The 24,494-nt window shown below is 35.1% G+C and carries 18 protein-coding genes; 9 read left to right on the plus strand and 9 right to left on the minus strand.

The window, feature by feature from the left end:
• Nucleotides 1–108: 108 nt before the first annotated feature.
• The 4 genes from MOC86_RS05175 to MOC86_RS05190 all read right to left on the minus strand — a co-directional run bounded on the left by MOC86_RS05175 (nucleotide 109) and on the right by MOC86_RS05190 (nucleotide 4,819).
• Nucleotides 109–996: an accessory Sec system S-layer assembly protein gene (locus MOC86_RS05175; RefSeq protein WP_268583101.1), complete on the minus strand. Its 888-nt coding sequence runs from the start codon at nucleotides 994–996 to the stop codon at nucleotides 109–111.
• Between the two features lie 65 nt (nucleotides 997–1,061).
• Entirely contained in the window at nucleotides 1,062–3,425 is a 2,364-nt protein-coding gene (gene secA2, locus MOC86_RS05180) for an accessory Sec system translocase SecA2 (protein WP_419146600.1), read from the minus strand.
• Between the two features lie 144 nt (nucleotides 3,426–3,569).
• Nucleotides 3,570–4,304 carry a polysaccharide deacetylase family protein gene (locus MOC86_RS05185; RefSeq protein ID WP_268583102.1) on the minus strand — a complete coding sequence of 245 codons (735 nt, stop codon included), beginning with the start codon at nucleotides 4,302–4,304 and terminating at the stop codon, nucleotides 3,570–3,572.
• A gap of 74 nt (nucleotides 4,305–4,378) precedes the next feature.
• Nucleotides 4,379–4,819: a hypothetical protein gene (locus MOC86_RS05190; protein ID WP_268583103.1), complete on the minus strand. Its 441-nt coding sequence runs from the start codon at nucleotides 4,817–4,819 to the stop codon at nucleotides 4,379–4,381.
• A gap of 306 nt (nucleotides 4,820–5,125) precedes the next feature.
• Between MOC86_RS05190 and MOC86_RS05195 the strand changes: the two genes are divergently transcribed.
• From MOC86_RS05195 to MOC86_RS05210, 4 genes are all read left to right on the plus strand, one after another.
• Entirely contained in the window at nucleotides 5,126–5,971 is an 846-nt protein-coding gene (locus MOC86_RS05195) for a polysaccharide deacetylase family protein (protein WP_268583104.1), read from the plus strand.
• A gap of 160 nt (nucleotides 5,972–6,131) precedes the next feature.
• A complete protein-coding gene (locus MOC86_RS05200) occupies nucleotides 6,132–9,650 on the plus strand; it encodes a S8 family peptidase (protein WP_268583106.1) in 3,519 nt (1,172 codons plus the stop codon).
• Between the two features lie 129 nt (nucleotides 9,651–9,779).
• Nucleotides 9,780–11,327: a transglycosylase SLT domain-containing protein gene (locus MOC86_RS05205; protein WP_268583108.1), complete on the plus strand. Its 1,548-nt coding sequence runs from the start codon at nucleotides 9,780–9,782 to the stop codon at nucleotides 11,325–11,327.
• Nucleotides 11,225–12,175, plus strand: coding sequence for an S-layer homology domain-containing protein (locus MOC86_RS05210; protein ID WP_268583109.1), 951 nt, complete (start codon nucleotides 11,225–11,227; stop codon nucleotides 12,173–12,175). Before MOC86_RS05205 ends, MOC86_RS05210 begins: the two co-directional genes overlap by 103 nt.
• Before the next feature lie 51 nt (nucleotides 12,176–12,226).
• Here MOC86_RS05210 and MOC86_RS05215 read toward each other — a convergent pair whose 3' ends face one another.
• Nucleotides 12,227–13,225, minus strand: a complete 999-nt coding sequence (locus MOC86_RS05215; protein WP_061804767.1) for a C40 family peptidase — start codon at nucleotides 13,223–13,225, stop codon at nucleotides 12,227–12,229.
• A gap of 703 nt (nucleotides 13,226–13,928) precedes the next feature.
• Here MOC86_RS05215 and MOC86_RS05220 point away from each other — a divergent pair.
• The 5 genes from MOC86_RS05220 to MOC86_RS05240 all read left to right on the plus strand — a co-directional run bounded on the left by MOC86_RS05220 (nucleotide 13,929) and on the right by MOC86_RS05240 (nucleotide 21,560).
• The gene (locus MOC86_RS05220; RefSeq protein WP_268583111.1) at nucleotides 13,929–16,613 is read left to right on the plus strand and encodes an S-layer homology domain-containing protein; all 2,685 of its coding nucleotides are present in this window, start codon (nucleotides 13,929–13,931) and stop codon (nucleotides 16,611–16,613) included.
• A gap of 168 nt (nucleotides 16,614–16,781) precedes the next feature.
• A complete protein-coding gene (locus MOC86_RS05225; RefSeq protein ID WP_268583112.1) occupies nucleotides 16,782–18,242 on the plus strand; it encodes an ArnT family glycosyltransferase in 1,461 nt (486 codons plus the stop codon).
• A gap of 198 nt (nucleotides 18,243–18,440) precedes the next feature.
• The gene (locus tag MOC86_RS05230) at nucleotides 18,441–19,418 is read left to right on the plus strand and encodes a glycosyltransferase family 2 protein (protein ID WP_268583114.1); all 978 of its coding nucleotides are present in this window, start codon (nucleotides 18,441–18,443) and stop codon (nucleotides 19,416–19,418) included.
• A 2-nt stretch (nucleotides 19,419–19,420) separates the two neighbouring features.
• Complete coding sequence (locus MOC86_RS05235) at nucleotides 19,421–19,834, plus strand: GtrA family protein (protein WP_268583115.1); 414 nt, start codon at nucleotides 19,421–19,423, stop codon at nucleotides 19,832–19,834.
• A 232-nt stretch (nucleotides 19,835–20,066) separates the two neighbouring features.
• Nucleotides 20,067–21,560, plus strand: coding sequence for an ArnT family glycosyltransferase (locus MOC86_RS05240; RefSeq protein ID WP_268583116.1), 1,494 nt, complete (start codon nucleotides 20,067–20,069; stop codon nucleotides 21,558–21,560).
• 23 nt (nucleotides 21,561–21,583) lie between these two features.
• Here the strand turns inward: MOC86_RS05240 and MOC86_RS05245 are convergent, their stop codons facing one another.
• From MOC86_RS05245 to MOC86_RS05260, 4 genes are read right to left on the minus strand one after another with little or no spacing between them, the layout of a single operon-like run.
• Complete coding sequence (locus tag MOC86_RS05245; protein WP_268583117.1) at nucleotides 21,584–22,879, minus strand: ArnT family glycosyltransferase; 1,296 nt, start codon at nucleotides 22,877–22,879, stop codon at nucleotides 21,584–21,586.
• Nucleotides 22,880–22,913: 34 nt separating this feature from the next.
• On the minus strand, nucleotides 22,914–23,255 hold the full coding sequence (locus MOC86_RS05250; protein WP_268583118.1) for an EamA family transporter: 342 nt from the start codon (nucleotides 23,253–23,255) through the stop codon (nucleotides 22,914–22,916).
• Nucleotides 23,252–23,602 (minus strand): DUF2304 domain-containing protein, encoded by a 351-nt coding sequence (locus tag MOC86_RS05255; RefSeq protein ID WP_019394847.1) that lies wholly within the window; start codon nucleotides 23,600–23,602, stop codon nucleotides 23,252–23,254. The genes MOC86_RS05250 and MOC86_RS05255 overlap by 4 nt, the downstream gene beginning before the upstream one ends.
• A 4-nt stretch (nucleotides 23,603–23,606) precedes the next feature.
• Nucleotides 23,607–24,314, minus strand: coding sequence for a glycosyltransferase family 2 protein (locus MOC86_RS05260; RefSeq protein WP_268583119.1), 708 nt, complete (start codon nucleotides 24,312–24,314; stop codon nucleotides 23,607–23,609).
• Between the last annotated feature and the right edge of the window lie 180 nt (nucleotides 24,315–24,494).

The following is a 24,494-nucleotide window of genomic DNA, read 5'->3' on the forward strand; positions in this document are numbered from 1 at the left end:
TAAGGGTATTTGTAACAAAAATGAAAAGTTTTTTACAAGAAATGTAGAAAGAAAAAACGATCAAAAGAACTAGCGTTTATGCTAGATTTTTGATCGTTTTTATCTTACTTATTGTTGATTTGGATATGCTCTCCATCGCCTGAAATCAGCATTTTCTTTTTGAATTAAGCTTGCTGGAAAAATAAATGTCCATGGTTTTGTTGTATATGCCTTAATTAGTAGATCTTTTGTTTGGAAGACACCTTCTGCTACTTGATCTCCCATAGCATCTTCTACAATGAGAGGAATCTGTTCAAATGTTACGTCTTGATCTGTTCCATTTCTTATTAGTAGGGAAATATGTAGATTTCCGTTCTTGGCCTGATCTGCTTGTAGACTTTGAAAATTTACTTCTCCATCTTTAGGAGGAGTCATTTCTTTTTCAACAAGATTTTTTAGGCCCTCTTTTTCATTTTCTGATAAATTGTTTTCCCAAGTCTCATCTAAGTCTAACTTATGAGGAGGGGCTACTTGAAAAGCTAATGTCCAATTTTCCTTTGGAAGATCTTTTATTTTTAAGCTTTCTTTTTCAAAAGTAAACTGCCAAGGTCTGCTTGAAGCAGGAGGAATCTCGCCAAGCTCTTTAAAGTTAAAAGATTTTTTAGCAATAATATTTTTCTCACTATCCATTAACACAAGTTTCATGACATCTAGCGTTAATGGGGTTGATAAGCTTGTGCGGACAAGAGCTGTTACAACAGCATTTCCATTTTCATCTTTTGCGAGATTTGCACCTGATAAAGAAACTTGATTAGGCTTCAGTGGGGCACAGCTATTATTCAAAAACTGATAAACATAGCGATCCTCTTCTGGTGCTTCCCAATCAGGGTGTAAGGAAAGTTTAGGGGAGATGCTAGCTTCTTGATTTTCTGTTGTTACTCTTTCTTCAGGTTCAATTGTACTATCAAGACCTTGTTTCTTAATATTCTGTTCTCCACGTTTAAAAAAGCGAAACAAATTTCTCATCCTTTCAATATAAAAGGGTGTCACTCAAAAATGAATGGAGCACCCTTATTTGTAGATTATTTCTCTGCTCTTAATGATGCTGTTGTCTGACAAAGTGCTTCTGCCATATAGTATTCAAGCTCTTGATATGAAGTTGAGAAGAGCTCAAGACCTTCACGCTGGTATTGACGCATAGGGTCTTCTTGGCTATAGCTTCGCATACCAATTCCTTCTTTTAAACGCTCCATATTTTCAATATGTTTAATCCACTCTCTGTCAGTAATTTGCAGCACAGTAGTTCTTAGGAAACCATCTAATGGTTTTTCCTCTTCCATGACTTCCTTAATTAAGTTCAAATAGTTTTGGGTAGCATCTTCTACTTTCTCTTGCACATCCTGAATTTCTGCAATTCCTTTCATATCTAGTGAAATACTTTCCCCAATCACCTTAGTTAAATCAGTTGCTAGAGAATTCAGATCCCAGTCTTCTGGAAGGACTTCAGGTGAGCAGTATCCTTCTATATAATAATGAACAGTTGAGGAAATCATAGGTGTTAAGAGGGTAAGAATACTTTCATCTGTTAAAATTCGATTTCTTAATTCATAAATAACGCCGCGCTGCTCATTAATAACGTTATCAAGTTTTAAATTATACTCTCTAATTCCATAATTGCTTCCTTCACAAATACGCTGAACCTTATCGGCAAAATCAGCAATTTTCTTTGATTGAATAAGACCTGTGCTATCTTTATGAAGATTTTTACGCAGTTTATTTACTTCTTCATAGGCGAAGCGTACAAACATCTCATCTTCAAGAGAAATGAAAAACTGTGATTTTCCTTTATCACCTTGACGTCCAGCTCGTCCTTTCAACTGGTTATCAATCCGTCTTGATTCGTGTCGTTCTGTTCCAAGAACAAACAAGCCCCCAAGGTCCTCAACACCATCTTCAAGCTTAATATCTGTTCCGCGTCCTGCCATATTTGTGGCAATCGTAATCTGACCTTTTGTGCCTGCTTTGGAGATAAGTTCAACCTCTTGTTCAACACTTTTAGCATTTAAAAGCTGGAAAGAGAGGCCCGCATCTTGTAGAGATTGAGCAATTGTTTCAGATTGACGAATAGAAGTTGTGCCAATTAGAATAGGCTGTCCTGTTTGATGCACACGGATAACTTCTTTTGTTACTGCTTTATATTTTTCGTTCACTGTTTCATAAATTTGATCACTTTCATCAATTCTTAGGATTGGACGATTCGTTGGGATTTGAATAACGTCCATTGCATACACTTGTTGAAACTCTTTTTCTTCCGTTTTAGCTGTTCCTGTCATTCCACTAAGTGTTGGATAAAGACGGAAGTAATTTTGGATTGTAATAGAAGCTTGTGTTTTATTTTCTTCTGTAATTGTTACAGATTCCTTAGCTTCCAGAGCCTGATGAAGACCATTGCTTAATGTACGACCTTCCATTGTGCGTCCTGTAAATGCATCAACAAGAACAATTTCATCATCTTTTACAATATAATCTACGTCTTTCTGAAACATGACATGGGCTCTAAGGGCTTGAATCATATAGTGATATAGAGTTTGATGTTCTACATCGTATAAATTATCGATTCCAAAGCCTTTTTCAATCTTCTCGATCCCTTGTTCTGTAAATCCTGTTGCTTTCGTTTCTTCATCAAAGTGATAATCTTCATCTTTCAAAAAGCCTTTCACAATTTGAGCACAAAGCTGATGAAGATTATAACTTACACCGGATTTGCCAGCAATGATGAGGGGGGTTTTTGCTTCATCAATCAAAACACTATCAATTTCATCGATAATAGCAAAATGATATGGTCGCTGAACACGCTGAGCTAGATCAATAACTGTATTATCACGAAGGTGATCAAAGCCAAATTCTGTCCCAACTCCGTATGTAATATCGGCGTTATAAGCCTCTTTCTTTTTTTCATAATCCATGCCAGCTATGTTAAGTCCAATTGTCAGACCAAGAAAGGTGTGAACTGGACCAACAAGTTCACAGTCACGTTTTGCGAGGTAGTCATTTACTGTAATAACATGGACACCTTTTCCTTCAAGAGCTCGTAAATAACTTGGAAGCGAAGCAACAAGCGTCTTTCCTTCTCCTGTTGGCATCTCAGCAATATTCCCTTCTGTCAGAACAAGCCCGCCAATCATCTGCACATCGTAATGACGCATACCAAGCACCCGTCTCGATGCTTCTCGAACGGTTGCAAATGCTTCTGCTTGGATATCAAATATCGTTTTCCCTTCGGCTAAGGCTTCTTTAAATTGAACTGTTTTATGTTTTAACTCTTGATCTGACAACTGTGTAAATTGTCCTTCGAGATTGTTAATTTCTTCTATAATTTTATAGTGCTTTTTTAACCCTTTTTCTTGCTTATCGCCCATTGCTTTTTTGATGTACGATAACACCATGCGACAACTCTCCTAGCATATTAGACTTTCTACAAAACTAGTATAGCACTCTTTATTTACTGTTTCACCGTTATATGGTAAAGATTATATATAATTTCCTACTTAGAAATTTATATAAAAAGGTGAGGGGAATTCCTCACCTTTTTAATTCGAAGTTGCAAAAATATTTTTGAAGTCCCCCATATCCATATTTGGATAAACCCCTTTGCGATCTAGAATTAATGGATTATCCCCTAGAAAGACTCTCCCTTCCTGTGTTGTGAAGGCTAATTTAAATCCAGCATCCCTTACAGCTCTTATACCCGTTTCATTTAAGTTTCCATAAGGATAGGCAAAGTAAGGAGAAGGAGTAGGAAGTTTATTTCTATTTAATTTTAAATCTGCCACAACTTCAGCATATGGAAGCTGTGTTAATAATCCACTTGTATGAGCATCTTTGCGATCATGTAGAGCATGGGTGTGGGCCCCAAAAGAAAAAACATCCTTCATCTTCTCCATATCCTGCATACTTAAAGCTTGTGTAGTAAGCTGATTAGGATCAAAAGGCTGGCTTTGATTAGGTGTACGAGATGTAATAATGAAATTTTCAGCTTTAAAACCATATTTCTTAAGGATAGGGTAAGCATATTGACGGGTCGAGACAAATCCATCATCAAATGTAATCACAAATGATTTATCCGGTAATGCCTTTTCCTTTTCAACATATTTTTGTAAATCTTCAAGGGAAATAGTGTGATAACCGTTATCATGAAGCCATTTCATCTGGCTTTCAAAAAATTCTGGGGTAATCGTTACAAATGTACCTTTAAATTTATGGTTTTCTTCTTCTCTAAAAAGATTATGATACATTAAGGCCGGAATGCCGTTATCAATCTGCAAATCTTCTTTTTGAACGTATCCTACAAGTCCTCCTAGATTAACCTTTGATCAATTCTCATTTTGATTTATCACTTCTATTTGAATATGTGTATCAAACTGGCCCATTTTTTTAGAGCTTGTAGAAGTAGAGCTATAAACAGGGTTTTTTCTTCTGTTAAAATAGCATCTCCATGAAAAGTAGAAGAAACTTGTTTAGGACGAGGTGCCTCAGTTTCCTCTATTTTAGCCTCTTTTTTAGAAACATATCCAAATGAATTGCCAATAGGAATTCTCCACCAATCCGTATTAAACGAAACATAATTGATATAAGCATTTCCCTTCACTAGATAGCCTTTAATTTTAGTGCCTTTGCTATGTGAGGCTTTTTCATAAATGGCTACTGATTCCTCTTGGGCAACTAGTGCTTGAGATACGTCTGCTCTAGTCATAGTTTTTTGGAATGAGGCATAAATCCCGAATACAGTAACGAATACGGATAAAAACAATAACATGTACAGTAATTTCCTTTTATTCATGCTAAAACTCCTAATTTTGATTTCCACAACCAAGTATATTGGAAGATTTAGGCAATTACAATAGAAGGTAATAATGCATAAATAGAAATATAAACATAAAAAGAGAAGGGACAATCCTCATAACATTGGAATAATAGTAGTTTTAAAGGTATAAAGTAGCGTTTGGAAACCAATAAATATAAATTTTGGAGATAAAAAGAGAATAGAGGACAATTAACCTATGAAAAAATGTTCATTAATTAGAAAATTAAGTTAAAAAGATGTTATACTCATCAATGTCTAATCTTTTGAAAGGAATGACATGATGTGAAGAAAAAGATAATAATAGTCGTAGCTTTATTTGTTCTAATTGCTGCAGCAGTTTCGTCCTTATTTATTATAAGTTTTACTAAAAAAGCAGATATGATTCCTGTTTTAACATATCATCGCTTATTGTTAGAAGATGAAAACAAACTTTATAAAAATCAACCAGATGTTCTGTCAGTGGAGGCATTTGAGAAACAGATGAAATGGCTTCATGACAACGGCTACCATACAATGACAATCGATGAGTTAGATCAATTCCTAAATGGAAAAAGAGAGTTTCCAACTAAAACTGTAATGATTCAGTTTGATGATGGACGCAGGGATGTGAAGCGTTACGCATATTCTATTTTAAAGAAGTATGATTTACATGCTATTGAAAATATTATTACAAGTCGTACAAATCGAAACGATGGTCCGTGGAATCCAGACAAGCATCAGTTTATGAAAATGAATGAAATTAAAGATACTTTAGGTGTATTTGAGTTAGGAGCACATACAGATAATTTACATAACCTAGGTGAAGATGGAAAAGGGGATATGCTTAGGAAATCGGATGAAGAAATTCTAAAGGACTTAAAGTTAAACAGAAATCTTCTTAATCAAACAGAACTATTTGTTTACCCATTTGGTTATTATACTCCACATACAGCTGATCTTGTAAAAGAAGCTGGTTTTAAGTATGCCTTTACAACAAAAACAGGATATGTCAGCCCAAATGATGATCCGTACCAATTGGCAAGACAAGGAATTGGCCCTAAAGTAACAATAAAGGATTTTGAAAATATTTCAGAAGTAAATTCTTTTAAAAACAAAGCAAAGCGTTTTGTAAAACATATAACAAATTGATAGATAAAAAGCAGATGAAAGATTTCGCATCTGCTTTTTTATTTTAATTCTATTAAAACAATAAAAATTGAGAAAATTCTATTATTTTTGTAACCTATTTGATTTTGAATCGTCTAACTATACTGATGAAAATTTTTCTTGATTTGAAAGGGGATTTTATATGAAGAAAGGGATTCGTACTCTAACTGCACTAGTATTAGGATTAACCCTGTTAGTACCCTCCTTTGCCTCAGCTGCAGTAGAGAGTAATGCATCGCAGGTAAAAGAGAAGAAAAGCAAAGTAATGGAGAAGTTTAATTTGTCTCAAAGTGAAAAAAGCAAAAAACTTTATCAACAGAAAAAAGCAGAAAAGGAAAACCTAAGTAATAATACAATCATTATAAAGTACAGCAAAAAACTTTCTTCTTCAGTACATAAGAAGCTAGGTGGAAAGGTTATTCGTTCATACCCAGAATTTCAATATGAAGTTGTTAGAATAGGTAAGGGGCAAAAAATTGAGACAGCCATTTCAAAATATGAGAAAGTAGCTGGCGTTAAAAGTGTATCGCCAAGTGTGAAACTTAAAACATTTGCAACAGAAAGTAATTCAAAAACGGGTGATCCAAAAGTAAGCAGTATGTATCATTTAAAAACATTAAAAGTGGATGAAGCTCTAAAAAAAGCAGGGAAAAACGAAGTGAATGTGGCTGTTATTGATACAGGCATAGATACAAACCATGAGGAGTTAAAAGGAAATTTGCTTGCTCCTTATAGCGTAACAGATCCAGCAAACCCTGGAGATGCAGGGGACCATGGGACACATGTTGCAGGTATTATTGGCGGTAAGAAAGGAAATGGAGTTGGTGGATATGGGGTTAATCCAAACGCCAATATTATGCCTGTAAATATCTTTGATCAAAATGGTAGCTTTGACTATGTACTTGCTGATGGCATTATGCACGCAGTTGACAATGGGGCTGACGTTATTAATATGAGTCTTGGAGCCTCATTTGAAATTCCGCTTGTTGAAGAAGCTATTAAAAAAGCTTTAGATAATGGTGTCGTTGTAGTAGCTGCAGCAGGAAATGATGGAGATATGGTCTATAACTATCCAGGTTCATATGATGGAGTGATTACTGTTGGAGCAACAAATGATCAAAATAAAAAGGCTTACTTTACAACATATGGTCCAAACATTGATGTTGTAGCACCAGGTGAAGATATTTATAGTACTGTTTATACGCCAGAATCAGGATCATCCTTTGTTAAAATGAGTGGAACATCAATGGCCTCACCGGCAGTAGCAGGAGTGGCTTCCCTTATTAAATCAAAGTATCCTGACTTGAACTCCTATCAAGTAGAATATATTTTAGAACAAACAGCTCAGGATTTAGGGAATAAAGGGTTTGATATGGATTATGGATATGGACTTGTTGATCCATCTAAGGCACTTGATTTTGATATAAATAAGCTTCCTTCATTTAAGAAGCTAACAATGGATGAGATTGTGAAAAAAGCAACTGCTGTTAAGGTTGGAAAAGGAACCGTTAAGAAGACAGGCTCATTAATTAAACCAGCTCAGCAAGATTGGTATAAAGTCAATGTAGAAAAAGGTGAATTTCTACAAACCGTTCTAGATGCTTCTAAAAACTATGACTATAAGCTAGAACTTAAATTTAGAGGTGAAGATGGAACAGAACAAGAGGTAGATGTAGATAGTGTTACCCAAGGAAAAACAGAAGGTTACCTTTATAAAGCAGAACAAAAGGGAGAACTGTTAATCGGTGTTAAAGACCGAAATGAAAATTACAGTACATCAGGAGCTTCAACATATGCACTTCAGTTAACTAAAGGAACGAATATTAATGATAGTAAAGCATCAAAAGAGAAACCAGCTAAAATTAAAAGCTTTCCTTATAGCAGTAAAAAATCAGAAGGAGATTTAACTCTTATTAATAGTGAAGAAGGAGCAGATAGTGATTATTTCCGTATGTCCTTTAAAGAGGGCAAAAAAGTGAATCTAGATCTTTCAGCACTCCCAGGAGTGGATACAGAAATAAAAGTATACGATGAAGCAGCTTTTAAAGAAGAGCCTCCAGCAGATCTTCCTGAAGGAGAAGAATGGCCAATTGCGGAATATGCGGCAAATAATAATGGAATGAGTGAAGGGGAAGGACTTGCTTTTGAAGCATTACCAGAGACCTCTTATATTATAGAAGTTACATCAAGTCCTGTAAGTTCGTCACAAATGTTAGATATGATGATGGCGTTAATGATGGGAGGCTCTTCTGACGAAGAAATACAAGAAGTTCTTGGTTCTCTAATTCCTTATGACTTGAAAGCAAATGTAAAAGATCTACCAGAAGATGAAGATAGTCTACCACTTGCTATTGCAACTCCTGTAGAAGAGCCTGAAGAGGAAGAAAGCTTACCAGAACCAACAACATATAAGGAAAAATATGATGCTCTTACTGATTTACTAACAGGCGAGTATATGGAATTTGATGAAGAGACAACAGAAGCTATTCTTAAAGATGCTAGAAATTATGAAATAGGTTCCGTTGGGACAGGCTATTTCCAAGAGCTAGAAGATGAAGATTGGTTTAAAGTAAAAGTAAAGGAAGATGGTTTCTATAAACTATCAACTAATGGAACAAATACACTTAAACCTATGATTGGTTTATTCCAGTATGATAAAGAATCAGGCATGCTAAACCAACTAAGTGGCTCAGGAGACCCTTTAATGGACTTGTTAACAGGGGGGAGTGAAGGAACCTCTGAAACAACAATCATGCTTCAAAAGGGTCAAGAGTACTACATTCATCTTCAAAATGGTACACCACTATCACTGGATAAATATGAATTAACATCAGTAAAAGTAAAAGACGCTCCAGTTGATCAAAATGAAGCAAACGATGAGCCAATTGAAGCAACTGTTTTAAAACCGGATCAACCTGTAAAAGGAAACTTTGCTCCATTAGGTGACATTGATACATTCTATTACAAGCATCGCACAGAAGATGGATTGTATGGGTTCTATGCAAATCCGTTACCTGTTAGTGAAAACCAAAAGAAAGGCCTCCCGCTTGAAATGGGATTGCCACTTGATCTTATGATCACCATCGTAGAAGATACAAATGGAAATATGGAAATAGATAACAATGAAGCCTCTAAAGTTATCCTCTTTGACAAAACTGATGGAGGAATTGAATCAGGATCGTTCAAAGCGAAAAAAGGAACAGGATACTTCATTGTTGCCGAAAACTACGGTGGCTCAAACATTGGTGAGTACGAGATGTTGCTAAACACGTTAACAAAGAAAGATGAGGATGAGGGTTCAACTGTTAAAAATAATGTACCTTCAAAATCAATCTCTCTTAAAGCAAAAGGCAAGAATGCATGGGAAGCAGCAGGATACTTAAATGCTGGAATTGATTTTGGTGATCGAGATTTCTATGCTCTTAACGTTTCGGAAAAGGGCACATACAAGCTAAATATGGATGCCCCAAAAGAGATTGACGGTGTAATTAATGTTTATAATGAAAAAGGTACACTCGTAAAACAGTTAAACAACTATTATATTGGTGATAATGAAGTTGGATTCGCAGATCTTAGCAAAGGAAAATATTTTGTGGAAATTAAGGATAAGCAAATGCGTTCTAGTGCCAAGCCTTACAAATTAACAATCGCAAAACAATAGATAAGAATGATGTAAGCTAGCTTTCTAGTATATAAGAAAGCTAGCTTTTTGTTTTTCTGTGGTCTAGAATAATAAGGTAATAGGAGAATATTAATCTAAAAAAGGATGAATATGTAAGGAGAGTAAATGATGAAAAAACTGCTGTTACCTATGTTTTTTGTTGTCAGTTTGTTTTTTATTATCCACCCTTTAAATACTTCTGCACAAGTTGTGGATGAAACAAAACTAAAAACAGCTCAGTTTGATTATGAAGATTATTATCAAAATAAAGTAATGACGTACAGGGGAGATTCTGGTGTTACTTTTATAAGCTATAGTACAAAATGGAATACGATAGAAAAACTAAAAGCGCTTGAAACAGAATTGCTTAAAAATAAGCATGGGGAAGAACTCAAGCTTTTATCAACCATTAATATTTTTCCAGACTACCCAGCTGGACAAGATGTTCTTGGACAATATTTTGCTGAATATACGTATGGAAGTAAATCAGTCTCGCTTTCCCCAAATCGAAAAATTCATCTTTATGGAGGCGATAAATATTCAACAGTAGAAAGTATTGCTCCAACTATGGCCCATGAGTATGGACATCATTTTACGTTTTATCATCTTTTTAAAAAAGAACATTTAGTTCCTAGCAAATGGAAAGACTCTCAATATGCACAAATTCGTCATATGACACAGTACAAGCCATTCAATCAAAACCCTGTTCCATACAAATGGGATTTATCAGAGATATTAGCTGAAGACTATGTTGAGTTATTTGGTTCCAGCAAAGCTATCGCTACCCATATGCCACTGAATAGTGAAATTCAGTCACCGTTTGAAAACAAGAGCATCCAACAATATTGGACAGACGCTATACAAGAAAAAGGATATAAGCCAGAAGAAGCTATCCCGCTTTATCTTACAGATTATAAATCCTCCAATTTACTTAGCTTACAATTAACCGCTTTAAAACTTGGAACACATGACACTTATCTAATGGCCCAAGATGATAAAGATAAATATTTACCAATCCTTTTAGATACTTTTAAAGGTGTGATGCAAGTACGTAAATGGTATGAAGGTGAGAAGCTTGGAAGTAAATCAAGCTGGCTTTTCTCAAGAGACCAAAATAGCGGCATAGTATTCAAACTTATTCAGCATAGTGAAAATGGTTTTAATAGGGGATCAGAGCGGTTAAAGATCAATCTTCAAAATATAGAGGAGAGTAAAACAAGCAATGCTAAGCTTATCGAACACTTAAATCTAACTAAAGAGGAAATAGAAGAGAAAATGCTCCAAGAGGGAATAAGACAGGGCGTTCCCTACGAATTGATTACAGCAGTTGCAGCACAAAGCTCCAATTATGAACAGTTTCAAAATGAGCAGCCTAAAATAGATGAGAACGGTAGAATAGGCATTATGGGAGTAAAACTAACAGCTGAACAGGCTACAGCTCAGAATATTGATTTCGAATCCTTAAAATATAGCCCACTTTACAATATTGAAGTTGGAGTAAGATTATTAAAAGAGCAATTTGATGATAATACGCTGCCCTCTATGAAGAACAAAAATCAGAAAATGTTAGAACATTGGTATTTTGCCCTTATAGCATACAGGGGTTTTACAGAAGATACAAATCCGCAAAAAAAGGTAGCTTTCAGCATTCTGTATACAAATATATTGAGGATATAGTAGATAGAGATCTAAAAGAACTCTTATATGTAGAAGCTAGCCAAGATAATGGGGTAGTTAAGTTAACAAAGAAAGTTTATCCTTTAGAAGAGGCAACAGAAGCAACAAGTTTATATACAAATAATCAAAAAGGCTATGTTTATACTGATAAAGGGGTTTTATATAATCAACCAGGGGGAAAAGGGCTTACAAGTCTCCTGAAATATACTCCAGTTTTAATTAGGGAAAATGCTCTGCTGAAAGATGGTCATCTTTTTTATAAAGTTAATACATTTAACGGGCAGAACGGATATATACGAGCAGAACATATCAAAGGTGGAGATGTAACAATATTCAGTGATATTGTTCAAAATGAAGTTGTTTCAGCAGTAGGCTATCTGCAACTAAGAAGAGTTATTGAAGGTTATGGAGATGGAACATTTCGTCCATATCAACCATTAAGCCGTGAACATGCAGCAAAGATGCTTGTTCAGGAACTGCAGTTAACGAAAGATCCTACATATAAACTGAAGGCAACTGATGTTAATAAAGATAATCTCTACTACACACAACTTGCTATTTTAGAACAATATGACATCATGGGGTGGGGAGGAAAACTTCGTCCGAAAGAACCATTAACAAGAGAACAAATGGCAGCTGTTCTAGCGAGAGCTTACAGCAAAGTATATAAGAAAGCAGAACAAGAGAGAGTTTTTAAAGATGTAAAAAGAACCTCTTGGAGTTATAACGATATTAATATATTAGCAGAGAACAAAATTACAATATTAAACGAGTATTATCGCCCTTATGAAAATGTAACAAGAGGTCAATTTGCTCTTTTTCTCCAGAGATCTGCAGCATTGAAATAAAAAAGAGCTCCCTTTCTTTTAGAGAAAGGGAGCTCTTTTCTTTACATATTATTATCGGCTTACAGCACGATTTACGAATGCTGCCATTTGAGCACGTGTAACAGGCTCATTGGGTTTAAATGTTCCATCATCATATCCCGTTGTAATACCCGCAGCAGCAAGAGCGGAAATATCTGCAGCAGCCCAATTGTCTTTAGGCACGTCTTTAAATGTATAAGAAGAGTTAGCTTTTAAATCAAAAGCATCTGTTAATACAGCTGCCATTTGAGCACGTGTTAAAGCTTTGTCAGGCATGAAGTAACCGTTGTTCCCTTCAAAAATTCCAGCAGATTTTACTGCATTTACAGCTCCAACAGACCAAGCTGATGATGTTACATCTTTAAAAGGCTGTTTGCGGTTTGTCATTTTTAAGTCAAGTGTATTAGCAAGAATTGTTGCTGTTTGTGCACGAGAAATACTTTCGTTCGGACGGTAGTAGTTATTTGAATACCCTATTACAATGTCTTTATTTGCTAGTGCATTTACATCTTTAGCTACCCAGCTGTTTTGAGTATCGCGGAAGTTGCCTTTTGCGTTTCCAGTTGAGAAAATACGTTTTGCTCCAACATAGCGAGAACCCCAATAGTATGGATCGTTAACTTTTGCAATACTTACACCTTTTGAGCTTGCAGCGTTGATAAATTCATTATTTCCAACGTAGATTCCAACATGTGAAACCCCTCTGCCAGATGTGTTGAAGAAAACAAGATCGCCAACACGTAGATTGCTTTTTGAAACAGCTGTACCTTGTCCATACATTTGAGCAGCTGTTCTAGGAAGGGAAATACCCACTTCACTGTACACTTGGCGTACATACCCAGAGCAATCAAATCCAGAAGCCGTTGTTCCCCCATAACGATAAGGAACACCCATATACTTATAAGCAGCAGGCAATAACTTATCATAATTTGTGAGATTAGCCGCTTTGGCTGATGAAGATGGTTCTAGCAGTAGACTCGATAATAGTAACGCAAAGCATGAAATCAACGTCAGTGTGACTCGTCTAATCATATGTATCCTCCGAATTCTCCTAAATTTTCTATGTTAAAATTTCATTATTCTACCTTTTTCAACAGATGATAACAGTTTATCATAGAAAAACAGGCTTCTATTTTACAGTTATGTAACAAAAGAACTACAGTTTGTTATGATGAAGTTGGGGACTTTACAATAGTGGAAGAAAGATAGGGATAAAGACGCGTGTTAGTAATGTGAAAATTTTGAATAATATGAATAATTAATTCTATTTTTCCTGTTTTGACCTTTTATATTACGATTATATTACAATATATTTTAGGTGTTTAGAATTTAGTAAGCAATTTATAAAACCTTAAAAAAGTTAATATCACCTTTATAATCACCTCCTTTCTTATTTAAATATAGGTCTTTATTCTCTTTGAAAAACAGGTTAAAAGGGGAGATAAAGACCTAAAAAAATACAAAGTTATGTAAAAACTATTGAAAATTATAGGAAATATTGTAGAATGATAGGTAGGGTTTTCACTAATATAGTTATTTTGGTTGAAATTCATATATTATCCATTATAAATAACTCTTTTTTACATTAATTAAAAATATTGACATTAAATCTATGAAAACCTATACTAATATCTGTAATTGTTTAGTAACTAATGTTAAGAGATATACATATATAACAAACTCTTGATGTTAGTCTTATTTTACTAGAAAACAATTCTAAGGAGGAAATAACTCAATGGCTTACCAACCAAAATCTTATCGCAAATTCCTAGTAGGTACTGTTTCTGCTGCTGTAGTAGCAAGCGCAATCGTTCCTGCTGCAAGTGCTGCATCTTTCTCTGATGTAACAAAAGAAACAGTTAAAGACCACTACCAAAACATCGCAACTGCATCTGAAAAAGGATACATCAAAGGTTATGGTGATGGAACTTTCAAACCTTATAACACAATAACTCGTGGACAAGTTGTTAAAATCCTTGCTCGTACACTGGGGGACGATGTAGACACTTCTAAAACTGAGAACTTTTCAGATGTACCAAGCAACTATTCTGATAAAGAGCTAGTAGAAGCTTCTTTAAAAGTACGCGCAGCTGGCGTTTTCACTGGTAACGGTGGAAAACTTCTTCCAGACCAAAACATTACACGTCAACAAATGGCGAAAGTACTTGTTAATGGCTTAGGATTAGAAGCGCTTGTTGATAGTGATGATACTTCGAAAGTAAAAGATCTTGACAAAGCATACAGTGAGTATCGTGAAGATATCCAAACTCTTTCCAAATTAGGTGTTACTGATGTTGAAACATTCAACCCAGAAACAAACCTAACTCGTGCTCAATTTGCTTCATTCATTGTTCGTGCTTACGACGTTAAAGAATCAAGAACTGCTAAACCAAGCGTTCAAGATGTAACAGCTGTTAATGGAAAAGTAACTGTTGAGTTTAACAAAGCACCTGAAACAGCTCCAACAGCTAACGATTTCACAATCACTAAATCTGTAAACGGTGGTAAAGCCACTTCTGTAGCTCCGACAGATTTCAAATATGATGCTAGCTCTAAAACAGCTACGTTCAACGTAGAAAAAGTAGAAGCAGCAACTGCTAAGCAAACTGTATCCTACTCTGTAGCTTACAAAGAAACTGACGCTAAATCTGGAAGCTTTACTGTAGACGCTCTTCCAGCAGCTTCTATTCTTTCTGTAGGTGCAGCAGGTAACCAAGCAACAGTAATTTTCAATAGCCCTGTTGATACAGCAACAGCTCAAAATGTTATTAACTACACTTATGACAATGACCGTAACAGTACCACAAATGTACCTGTTCATCCAACAAGTGCATCTATAAACACTGAAGCAGTAGGTCCTTATGCAGCTGGTCAAGTTGTAACATTAACTTTCAATGATAGTGCTTTATCAACTGAAGATAAAGGTTCTCTAAACATCCAAAATGTTAAATCTGATAAAGGAATTATTATTGCTTCTAAAACAGTTAACGTAACTCCTGTAGCTGATGGAGCAAACCCAGAAGCAAGTGCTACACTTACTAACGGTGCTCAAACTTCTACAAAAGTATCAGCTAATGCAGGTACTACTGTGAAATTAAATGTTAAAGCTTACGACGACGCTAGCAATATCGTTGCAGCTCGTTACCGTATCCAAAACCCAGATAACACATTCACAAGCTGGACAACCCTAGATGCAGAAGGTGGTGCTTTTGATGAAACTTCAGAAACGGCTGTAGGTTCAATCAATACTACTGGTTTTGCTGGTGGAGATTATAAAGTATACGTTCAAACTGTAGATGCAGCTGGAAAAGTTAGTGATTCTGCAGTAGCAGCTACTCTAGAAATCACTAAGAAAGATATTACAGCTCCAGTAACTGTAAACAGTGAAGCGACTTATAAACCTGCAACTCGCACTGTAGAAGTTAAAGGTTCAGTAACAGATGCAGATAGCGATGTTAGGAACGTGCAATATCGCGTATCTACTTACAATGCATCAACAAACGCTTATACAACTTCTACTGAGTGGACAAACGCAACAGCAACAGATGGTTCATTCAATGAAAAACAAGAAGATTACAAATTTGCAACACCACAACTTAATGCATCAACAACTTACCTAATTGAAGTAAGAAGTGAAGATGCAGCTGGTAATACTAGCAAAGCTCAAAACGTTACTGTAAGTGGTGTAGAAGCAGCTGGCGGTAATGCAAAAGAAGGAACTTTCAAAACTCCAGCAAACTCTGGTGACACAACGATCCCAGGTGAAAGTACACCAAAATCTAATGTTGGAGACGTTACAAACAAGAAAGACGTTAAGATTACAGGCGTAGCTAATGACAACGTTGAAGTAGCTAGCATTGAGTACGCAGTATACCGTGATGCAGACAAAGACGGAAGCTACGAAACTCAAGTTCAAGCTTACGGAAAAACTGGTGTTACAATTAATGATGGAAGCATCAACTCAGATTCAGAAGCTTACACAATCAACTACGATTTACCATCAGTTGACGGTAAATACCGCATCCTAGTTCGCACAACTGATACTTCTGGTAATGAAAGAGTTGAAAATGTAGATATAGTTCTTGATACAGTATCACCTACTGTAACAATTGCTGCTGATACAGAAACGTCAGATAAAAACGACTTTATTGTTACTTTCAGTGAAGATGTTCAAGCTGGAACAGAAGAAGCAGCTAACGAAGTAGCTTCTAAGTTTGCTTTTGATAAAGACAACTACACTGTAAACCAAGGTGGTCAAGTAGTTCAAAACGCTGCAGCTTCTGTTACTAAAGTATCTGACAAGCAATTCAAAGTTACTTTTGCTCAAGCTCCAACAGACGCGCAAACAATCAGCATCACATCTGTACAAGATCTTGCTGGTAATGCAATTAAAGCAACTAGCGTAAACGTTCCTAAATAATAGGAGCTAATCATAAAAGCCAACCACATCTGTGGTTGGTTTTTTTTTTTTTTTTTTTATAAATAAGAGCATTCTTAGATCTGTTTTTGTTCCAAAATAAGGTATAATTGATATATAGAAGTTAATTATTTATAACAAAAGGACTAGTGGATGAAGGTGAAGGTAGCATTGATTAATGGATTAAATAAGGTATTACATAAGCTTTTAATAATAATGACACTTTCTTTTTTGGGACTTATGTTTTATTTTTCGTGGAGAACAGAACAACAATATATTGAGGAACAATTGAAATTTTCAAATTTAGGCGCCTTTGTTCTTGTATTGTTTCTTCTTATTATATTAGGAGGACTGGTATTTTTAGTAAGTTACTATATCAGGAAGCTAGAGAATCGTACTTTTTTATTTTTGCTTATAGCTTTAGCTTTTTCAGTACGTCTTGTATGGATCTTAACTATTAATACACCACCTGCAACAGACTTTAGAGCTATGTATAATGGCGCAGTTGGAATTTTTTATGGTGATTGGTCACCAATTCAGCGAGAATATTTCTATTCTTGGCCATATCAACTTGGGTTTACGGCATATGAATCGTTTTTGCTTTCCTTATTTGGTGAAGGAACATCTAGTATCAAGTTTTTTAATGTGTTATATGGAGTAGGCACAGTTTTCTTTACCTATAAGATTGCCTCGCTTCTATTTAATAAACTTGCAGGGAGAATAGCGGGAATCTTTTATGCCTTTTACGTCCCAGCTATTGTAATGACCTCTGTTTTAACAAATCAGTACATTGCTATCTTTTTCTTTTACTGGGCTTTCTATCTTCTTATTAAGAACGGCATTAATCATAAATGGAGCTGGATCTTTATTGGTGCTTTATTAGCTTTAGGAGATATCATGAGGCCGCTCGGGACATTTATTTTACTTGCTGTTTCTTGCTACATGTTTTTAGCTTTTCTCAAGAAGGGTAGGATACATAAAGAAAGAGTAGTAAAAAAGTTTATTGGGATATTTGTGGTATTTTACTTTGTTCACTACCTTATAAGTGCTTCTTTCATTGCATGGGGAATTACAGAATATCCGCTTTCTAACCGCAATCCACTCTGGAAATTTGTTCTTGGATTTAATCACGAAACAGAAGGTCAATATTCAGTAGAGGATGCAGAATATGTTGCTCGTTATTCATTAGGTACAGAACGTAATGAGGTGGAAAAGGAGCTTATTAAAGAGCGCTTAGAAGATAAGAGTGAGGTGGCTGTTTTACTTTGGAAGAAGTTTAACAACATGTGGGGAATACGAGATGAGTCTATTTTCTGGAGCATGGGTCATCAAAAGGAATCTGCTCAAGACATTCATAAAGTACTCTATGCCTCAGAACGAATGATGTTCCTTCTTTTACTCTTTGGAGGGATAGCCTATTTACTCCTTTCCCTTCGAGCAGAGATAGACAAAAAGAAAGCTTTTTTTCTTATTCTTATTCTTGGCTATGTTCTTGTTCATCTTCTCGTTGAAGTACAAACTAAGTATCGTTTTTTTATCAACCCAACACTAGCTATCATCGCTTCATTAGGATTCGTTACACTCTTTTATCATACTAAATTGTTAAGTGATAGGGAGAGAAAGGGAGGATAAGAAGCAATCTTAAACTATGAATGACTTTCACTGTCTTACTAGTGAAAAAAAACAAGATAAGTTATAATTAAGTGACAGAAAATTTAGAATTCAGTTCACTTTCGCTCTATTTTTAGACGCAAGTGAACTTTTTTGTTGGATAGACTATTTTTGTATAGAGAGGCACCAAAATAGGTTTAATAGAAAGGAGAAAAATCATTGAAGACTATTTCAATTATGATTCCAGCTTATAATGAAGAAGATGTGTTGGAGCAGCTATATGAGAAGTTGACGTTTGTGATTGAAGCTATTCCAAACTATGATTTTGAACTTTTGTTTATCAATGATGGAAGTAAAGATAGAACGTTAGAAATTATTAAAGAAATGCGTGAAACAGATCATCGCATTTCATATGTTGATTTATCGAGAAACTTCGGAAAAGAAATTGGTATGATGGCAGGATTTGATTATGCTAAAGGGGATGCGGTTATTATTATTGATGCTGACCTTCAAGATCCGCCAGAACTTATTCCTGAGATGATTAAATATTGGGAGCAAGGTTATGATGACGTTTTTGCAAAACGAAGAAGCAGAGCAGGAGAAACGTGGATGAAAAAGTGGACAGCTAAAACATTCTACCGCGTGCTTCAAAAAATCACCAAGATTCCTGTTCAAGAAAACACAGGAGATTTTCGTTTGCTTGATCGTCGTTGTATCGAGGCTCTTCGTACACTACGTGAAACACAGCGTTATACAAAAGGGATGTTCAGCTGGATCGGTTATAATAAGAAGGAAATTTTATTTGACCGTAATCCAAGAGCGGCTGGTGAGACAAAATGGAATTATAAAAAGCTTATGGATCTAGCCATTGAAGGTATTACGTCTTTTACAACAGCTCCGCTTCGCTTATCAACTTACTTTGGCTTTACTATTTCACTTTGTGCATTTATATACATGATTTTTATTATTATAAAGACCTTGGTTGTTGGGGAAATGGTTCAAGGCTATCCGTCCCTTATGACAGTCATGTTATTCCTAGGAGGAATTCAGCTTATTTCTTTAGGGATTATTGGAGAGTATTTAGGAAAAATATTCACTGAGATGAAACGTCGTCCACTTTATTTTGTTGATGAATATAACAATGAGAAAGTGATGTTTGAGAAAAAAGAACGTCATTATGAATCTAAGGGGATTTAAGGATGAACAGCCGAACAAAAGAGATGATTAGTTATCTTGTTTTTGGAGTGCTCACAACAGTAGTGAACATTGCTTTATATATTTTACTTACAAAGGGCTTCTCTGTAGACTATAGATGGGCCACAACGGTTGCTTGGATTGTATCTGTTCTATTTGCTTTTGTCACAAACAAGCTTTATGTATTTAAGAGCAAAACTCTTACTACTAGTATTATGTTTAGAGAACTTCTCTCATTTTTCTTTTTTAGAGGACTTTCATACGTATTAGATCTTTCTATTATGATTATATGTGTTAGCTGGCTTTCCATCGATGATATTATTGCTAAAATTTTAGCAAACATTGTTGTTATTTTTGTTAATTATATAGCAAGTAAGTACTTTATTTTTAAGAATAAAGAAGAGAGAGCAGTAGAGTAGAGGAAGAAGAAGCCGATAGAAAGAAGAGGGCTTTTTCTCCTGTAAAGTGTACGGACATTAGAGAAGACTAAGCCTTTTCTATCTAGTTTTCAAAAACGGAATACAGTATAATTAACCATATTGAAAAGTAGAATTAAAAAGTTCACTTAAGACAGTACAAGCGTTGAAAGTGAACTTTTTTATTTATGAAGTGTATAGCGCTTCAAGCAATTAAGTAAGGAGTATATACGATATGTCGAATTTCAATATGAATGCTGTTAGTGGTCTTTTTAACAAATTTCTCGTTCTACTTACTTTAGTTATTTTTGGAGCCATCTTTGTTTTTTCATGGGAAGCAACATCTCAATTTCTAAAAGTAGGACAGTTAAATTTTTCAAGTAGTACAGCTACTCTAGTGATAGCAATGGGCATTATTATCTATGGGTTGATTATCTTTTTAATTTCTTCCTATGTAAAAAAGTTAAGTCAGAAGACATTTTTAATTGTAATGTTAAGCGTTGCTTTTTTACTGCGCTTTATATGGATTCTTGTTGTAGACACACCAATTCAATCTGATTTTAATGTGTTGTATACAGCTGCTGTGGATGCGAGTAAGGGAGACTTCTCATTTAGTCAAACGCCATACTTCTTATCATGGGTATACCAAATTGGTTTTACAATGTATCAAGCTCTTGTTTTATCCATTTTTGATGGAGGAGCATTTGTACTTAAACTTCTAAATGTCGTATATGGAGTTGGAACCGTCTTTTTGGTTTATAAAATTGGTACGCATGTTTTTAATGAGGCTGCAGGTAGAGTAGCAGGTGTCTTTTATTCATTATACTTGCCAAGTATCTTTATGACCTCTGTATTAACAAATCAATATATTGCAATTATCTTATTTTATGCTGGATTTTATTTACTTGTGAAAAATGGAGTAGACCACAAAGGCAGTTGGTTCTTTATTGGGATTCTTCTTTCACTTGGAGATATTATGCGTCCGCTTGGAGCATTTATTTTAGTTGCATTATTTTGCTATATGTTCTTACAGTTTATAAGCAGTAAGAAAGATCGAAAAAAGACAGTGGCTAAGAAACTTATAGGGATCGTTGCTGTTTTTTATCTTCTTCATTATGGCGTAAGTTTTGCCTTTATGACAGCTGGCGTAACAGATTATCCGTTATCAAACCGCAACCCAATGTGGAAGTTTGTGCTTGGATTTAACCATGAGACAGTTGGCCAGTATTCAACAGAAGACAGTAATTTTATGACTCAATATACGCTAGGAAAAGAGCGAACAGAAGCTGAAAAAGAGCTTATTAAAGAAAGATTAGAAGATAAAGATGCTGTGGTTGATTTGATGTGGAATAAATCCGAAAAAATGTGGGGAGATTTAGATGCATCAATCAAGTGGAGTGTTGGCTATCAAGGGCAATCATTTATTCATAACATTTTTTATGTTGGTGAACGAATCATGTACATGACAATTGCTATTGGTAGTATTCTTGGCTTATTATACAGTCTTATTCGAAAGAGTAATATGAATCAATCCCTATTTTTATTGCTTGTTATTGGATATGTTTTTATTCACTTTCTTATTGAAATTCAAACACGTTACCGTTTCTTCATTATCCCATCTTTCATTATTATAGGAAGTTATGGATTTAGTTTGTTTGTTGAAAGTAAGAAAGCTAAAAGTCAAAAAGAAAAATCATCGCCTCCACAAGATGTAGCAAAAAACGTGTAGAGAAGCTTCTCTACACGTTTTTTTTAATATTTAGCAGATGTTTCTTTCATTTTTACTTTTCGCTCTTTTAGATGTTTAATCACTTTCGTTCCCATGTCTACGAGTCCATAGCCAGTTAGCATACAGAGAAAAGGATAAATAAGTAATCCATATCGTGGAAGAGTAAGGAAGACATTAGAGAAACAAATATAAATAACAATAGAGAGAACTAAGCACAAGACAGGTTTTCTTTTACAGTAAATGAGTGCAAAAAGAAAGCCGGCTGCAACTGTGAGCAAGTTTTGATATTTAGAAAGCTTTTCAATCCAGTTTGGTAAAAGGTGAGCATATGCACCGAGTCCATCAGGGTTCCCTGCTTGATCGACAAAAAGCCACGTTGTTTTTCCAATTGTAAGCCATGAGAAGTAAAGTGGAAAATTATCTCGTAGACCAGTTAGAATTTTATGTAAGGAAAATTCTTCAGTGCTCATTCCAAGCTCTTTTGCTTGCTGTACGTATAGGGAAAAATCATCAAGATAAAAAGGATTAGTTCCAGCAATGAGTGGGTTTGAACCATGTGATGAAAAAAGATACATATGATCAAACATTAGATAGTTTCGAATCGCCCATGGGGCCATAACTAGAATAGGCCCAATACACCATATTAAACCAATCCTAACCCCTTTTTTAAATCCATTTCGATATACAACAATACCCCATGCGAGCCAAAGTAGGAGGGCTGGTGAAGCTCTAAACATCAGAAGAATAGAAGCCACAATTCCAAATAAAATATGATAGCGGTATTCTCCTTTTTGAAGGGCAATAATAAAGATAAAGGTTGTTAGTAGAAATAAAAAGATTGTTGGTGTTTCTGTTAGCGCTGTTTGAAAGTAGTGAGTTGGAGCTGGATGTATTGCAAATAAGAAAGCCGCAATAAAGCTAACGACACGACGGTGAAAAAGTTTTTGAGCAATTACATAAATAAGGATGAAGGCACCAATGTTTAATATCATATTGGATAATCGATAGAGCATAATATGATTTGTATTAAAAAGTTCTGCAACTTTAAAGATAGCTACAAGATAAAGAGGTTGCCCATATGTTACATAAGCATTTGAAACAGTTGCGTTGTATCCGTAAAATCCTTCATGAATAAGTTGCCAAGCCATTTTTGCGTACAGGGAAGCATCTCGTGAACCGTACGTAGAAATCGGTTCTCCAAAAATATCAGGCCTGTTAAACACAAGGCCTGGATGTGTGAACAGAAGGAAAAGGTTAAAAACTAAATAGAGAAGAAGTAGTAGTAGAAAAGCTGTGTGAAATTTTACAAGTTTCATCATGTTAAATTTTCCTCCAAAGTTTCACTGGATAATATTATCGGGCTATGAAATAAACGCCTATAATAATGACAAAAATACCAAACCATTGTTGAGGTGTAACGGTTTCTTTGAAAATAAGAAAAGCAGCGATAGCTCCAAGTACATAGCTTATGCTTTGAAAGGGATAAGCTATGCTTAAAGGGAGCTTTGATAAGATAACAAGCCATAAGCCAGTAGCTAAAACGTAAAGAATCCCTCCACCAATAAAGAATGGAGAAAGAAGAACGGAAATAACTTTTTGCAAAGTCCAAGCATCAACGTTAGCTACAGCTACTTTCCAGAGAATTTGTCCTGTTACGAGCATTAGAATATTTAAGAGTATTAGAATATAAATCACTGTTGGTGTTGTCCTTTTTCTTCATATTTTTGTTTTAAGATGGCATATTCTTGTGTTAATGTAACAAGCTGCTGATTCATTTTAGAAATTCTTCGGGTTAAGTCAAAGATCACAATAATAAGAAAAAGCATTCCAAACAAAAAAAGGATTGATGGAGCATAGTATACGTTAAGCACATCAGCAATCTTATTGATAAGGGAAGAGTTGGCACTCAAAATACCAATTCCTAAGCATGTTAAAATCCAAATGATTGAGTACTTTGTTTCAAGAATCCCTCTTCTTACAGACTCAATAACAAATATAAAAATTCCAATTACAATAATGAGAGAGATAATGGTGATTTTCATGATGTCACTCCTTTACAATTCGTTGAATAACAATAGATAGCGTTACTTTGAACATGTAATAAATAGATTTAAAAGGAGTAATAGAGGATTGTCCTCCTTGACGATTCGTCATATTAACCGTAATTTCTTGAATGCGAAGTCCTTTACGAGAGAGGTGGATTAATACCTCTGGTTCTGGATAGTCCTTTGGGTACGTATTAGCAAATATTTTGATGACCTTGTGGTTAATAGCTCGATAGCCTGAAGTAGGGTCTGTGAATGTTTGTCCAGCTAGTGACCGAAGCAACAAAGTAAAGTAATAAATCCCAACTCTTCTTGAAAAAGCGCCTTTATAGTCCGTCTTTTTCAGAAATCTTGAGCCTACAACCATATCTGCTTCATCTTTTTGAAGGGGATGGATAAGTCTTTGAAGTGAATCTGCATCGTGTTGTCCATCTGCATCAAACTGAATCGCAATATCGTAGTTATGACGATATGCATATTGATAACCAGTTTGAACAGCTCCTCCAATTCCAAGATTGTAGGGAAGATCAATGAGTATAACGTCTTTGAAGCGTTTTACAATCTTTGAAGTTTGATCTTTGGAACCGTCATTAATAACACAAATGTCTAAGCTGGGATGCTCGTTCTTAAGATGGAGTAATGAATAGAGCGTATTTGAAATTGCTTCTTCCTCGTTATAAGCAGGAACAATAATTAATACTTTATCCATTGGTGATCACACCTTTCATAAAGGAGGTATTAATCTTTAGAAGAACCTTAAAAATGATATAAAAGAATATTCTCTTAATTCAATATATTAGCATAAAAATACATATTTTTGGTAAAATCTTTCTCTTTCCTATTAAAAAGATGAATGATATTACTAAAAAAATATAAGGAAAAGAGAAGA

This window comes from Priestia endophytica (genome assembly GCF_026790145.1).
GTDB lineage: Bacteria > Bacillota > Bacilli > Bacillales > Bacillaceae_H > Bacillus_I > Bacillus_I endophytica_A.

Excerpts from the sequence above, each read along its gene's own strand:
- MOC86_RS05245 (WP_268583117.1), bottom strand. The coding sequence starts at position 22,879 with ATGATGAAACTTGTAAAATTTCACACAGCTTTTCTACTACTACTTCTT.
- secA2 (WP_419146600.1), bottom strand. The coding sequence starts at position 3,425 with ATGGTGTTATCGTACATCAAAAAAGCAATGGGCGATAAGCAAGAAAAA.
- MOC86_RS05215 (WP_061804767.1), bottom strand. The coding sequence starts at position 13,225 with ATGATTAGACGAGTCACACTGACGTTGATTTCATGCTTTGCGTTACTA.
- MOC86_RS05240 (WP_268583116.1), top strand. The coding sequence starts at position 20,067 with ATGTCGAATTTCAATATGAATGCTGTTAGTGGTCTTTTTAACAAATTT.
- MOC86_RS05205 (WP_268583108.1), top strand. The coding sequence starts at position 9,780 with ATGAAAAAACTGCTGTTACCTATGTTTTTTGTTGTCAGTTTGTTTTTT.
- MOC86_RS05255 (WP_019394847.1), bottom strand. The coding sequence starts at position 23,602 with ATGAAAATCACCATTATCTCTCTCATTATTGTAATTGGAATTTTTATA.
- MOC86_RS05260 (WP_268583119.1), bottom strand. The coding sequence starts at position 24,314 with ATGGATAAAGTATTAATTATTGTTCCTGCTTATAACGAGGAAGAAGCA.
- MOC86_RS05190 (WP_268583103.1), bottom strand. The coding sequence starts at position 4,819 with ATGAATAAAAGGAAATTACTGTACATGTTATTGTTTTTATCCGTATTC.
- MOC86_RS05235 (WP_268583115.1), top strand. The coding sequence starts at position 19,421 with ATGAACAGCCGAACAAAAGAGATGATTAGTTATCTTGTTTTTGGAGTG.
- MOC86_RS05220 (WP_268583111.1), top strand. The coding sequence starts at position 13,929 with ATGGCTTACCAACCAAAATCTTATCGCAAATTCCTAGTAGGTACTGTT.
- MOC86_RS05200 (WP_268583106.1), top strand. The coding sequence starts at position 6,132 with ATGAAGAAAGGGATTCGTACTCTAACTGCACTAGTATTAGGATTAACC.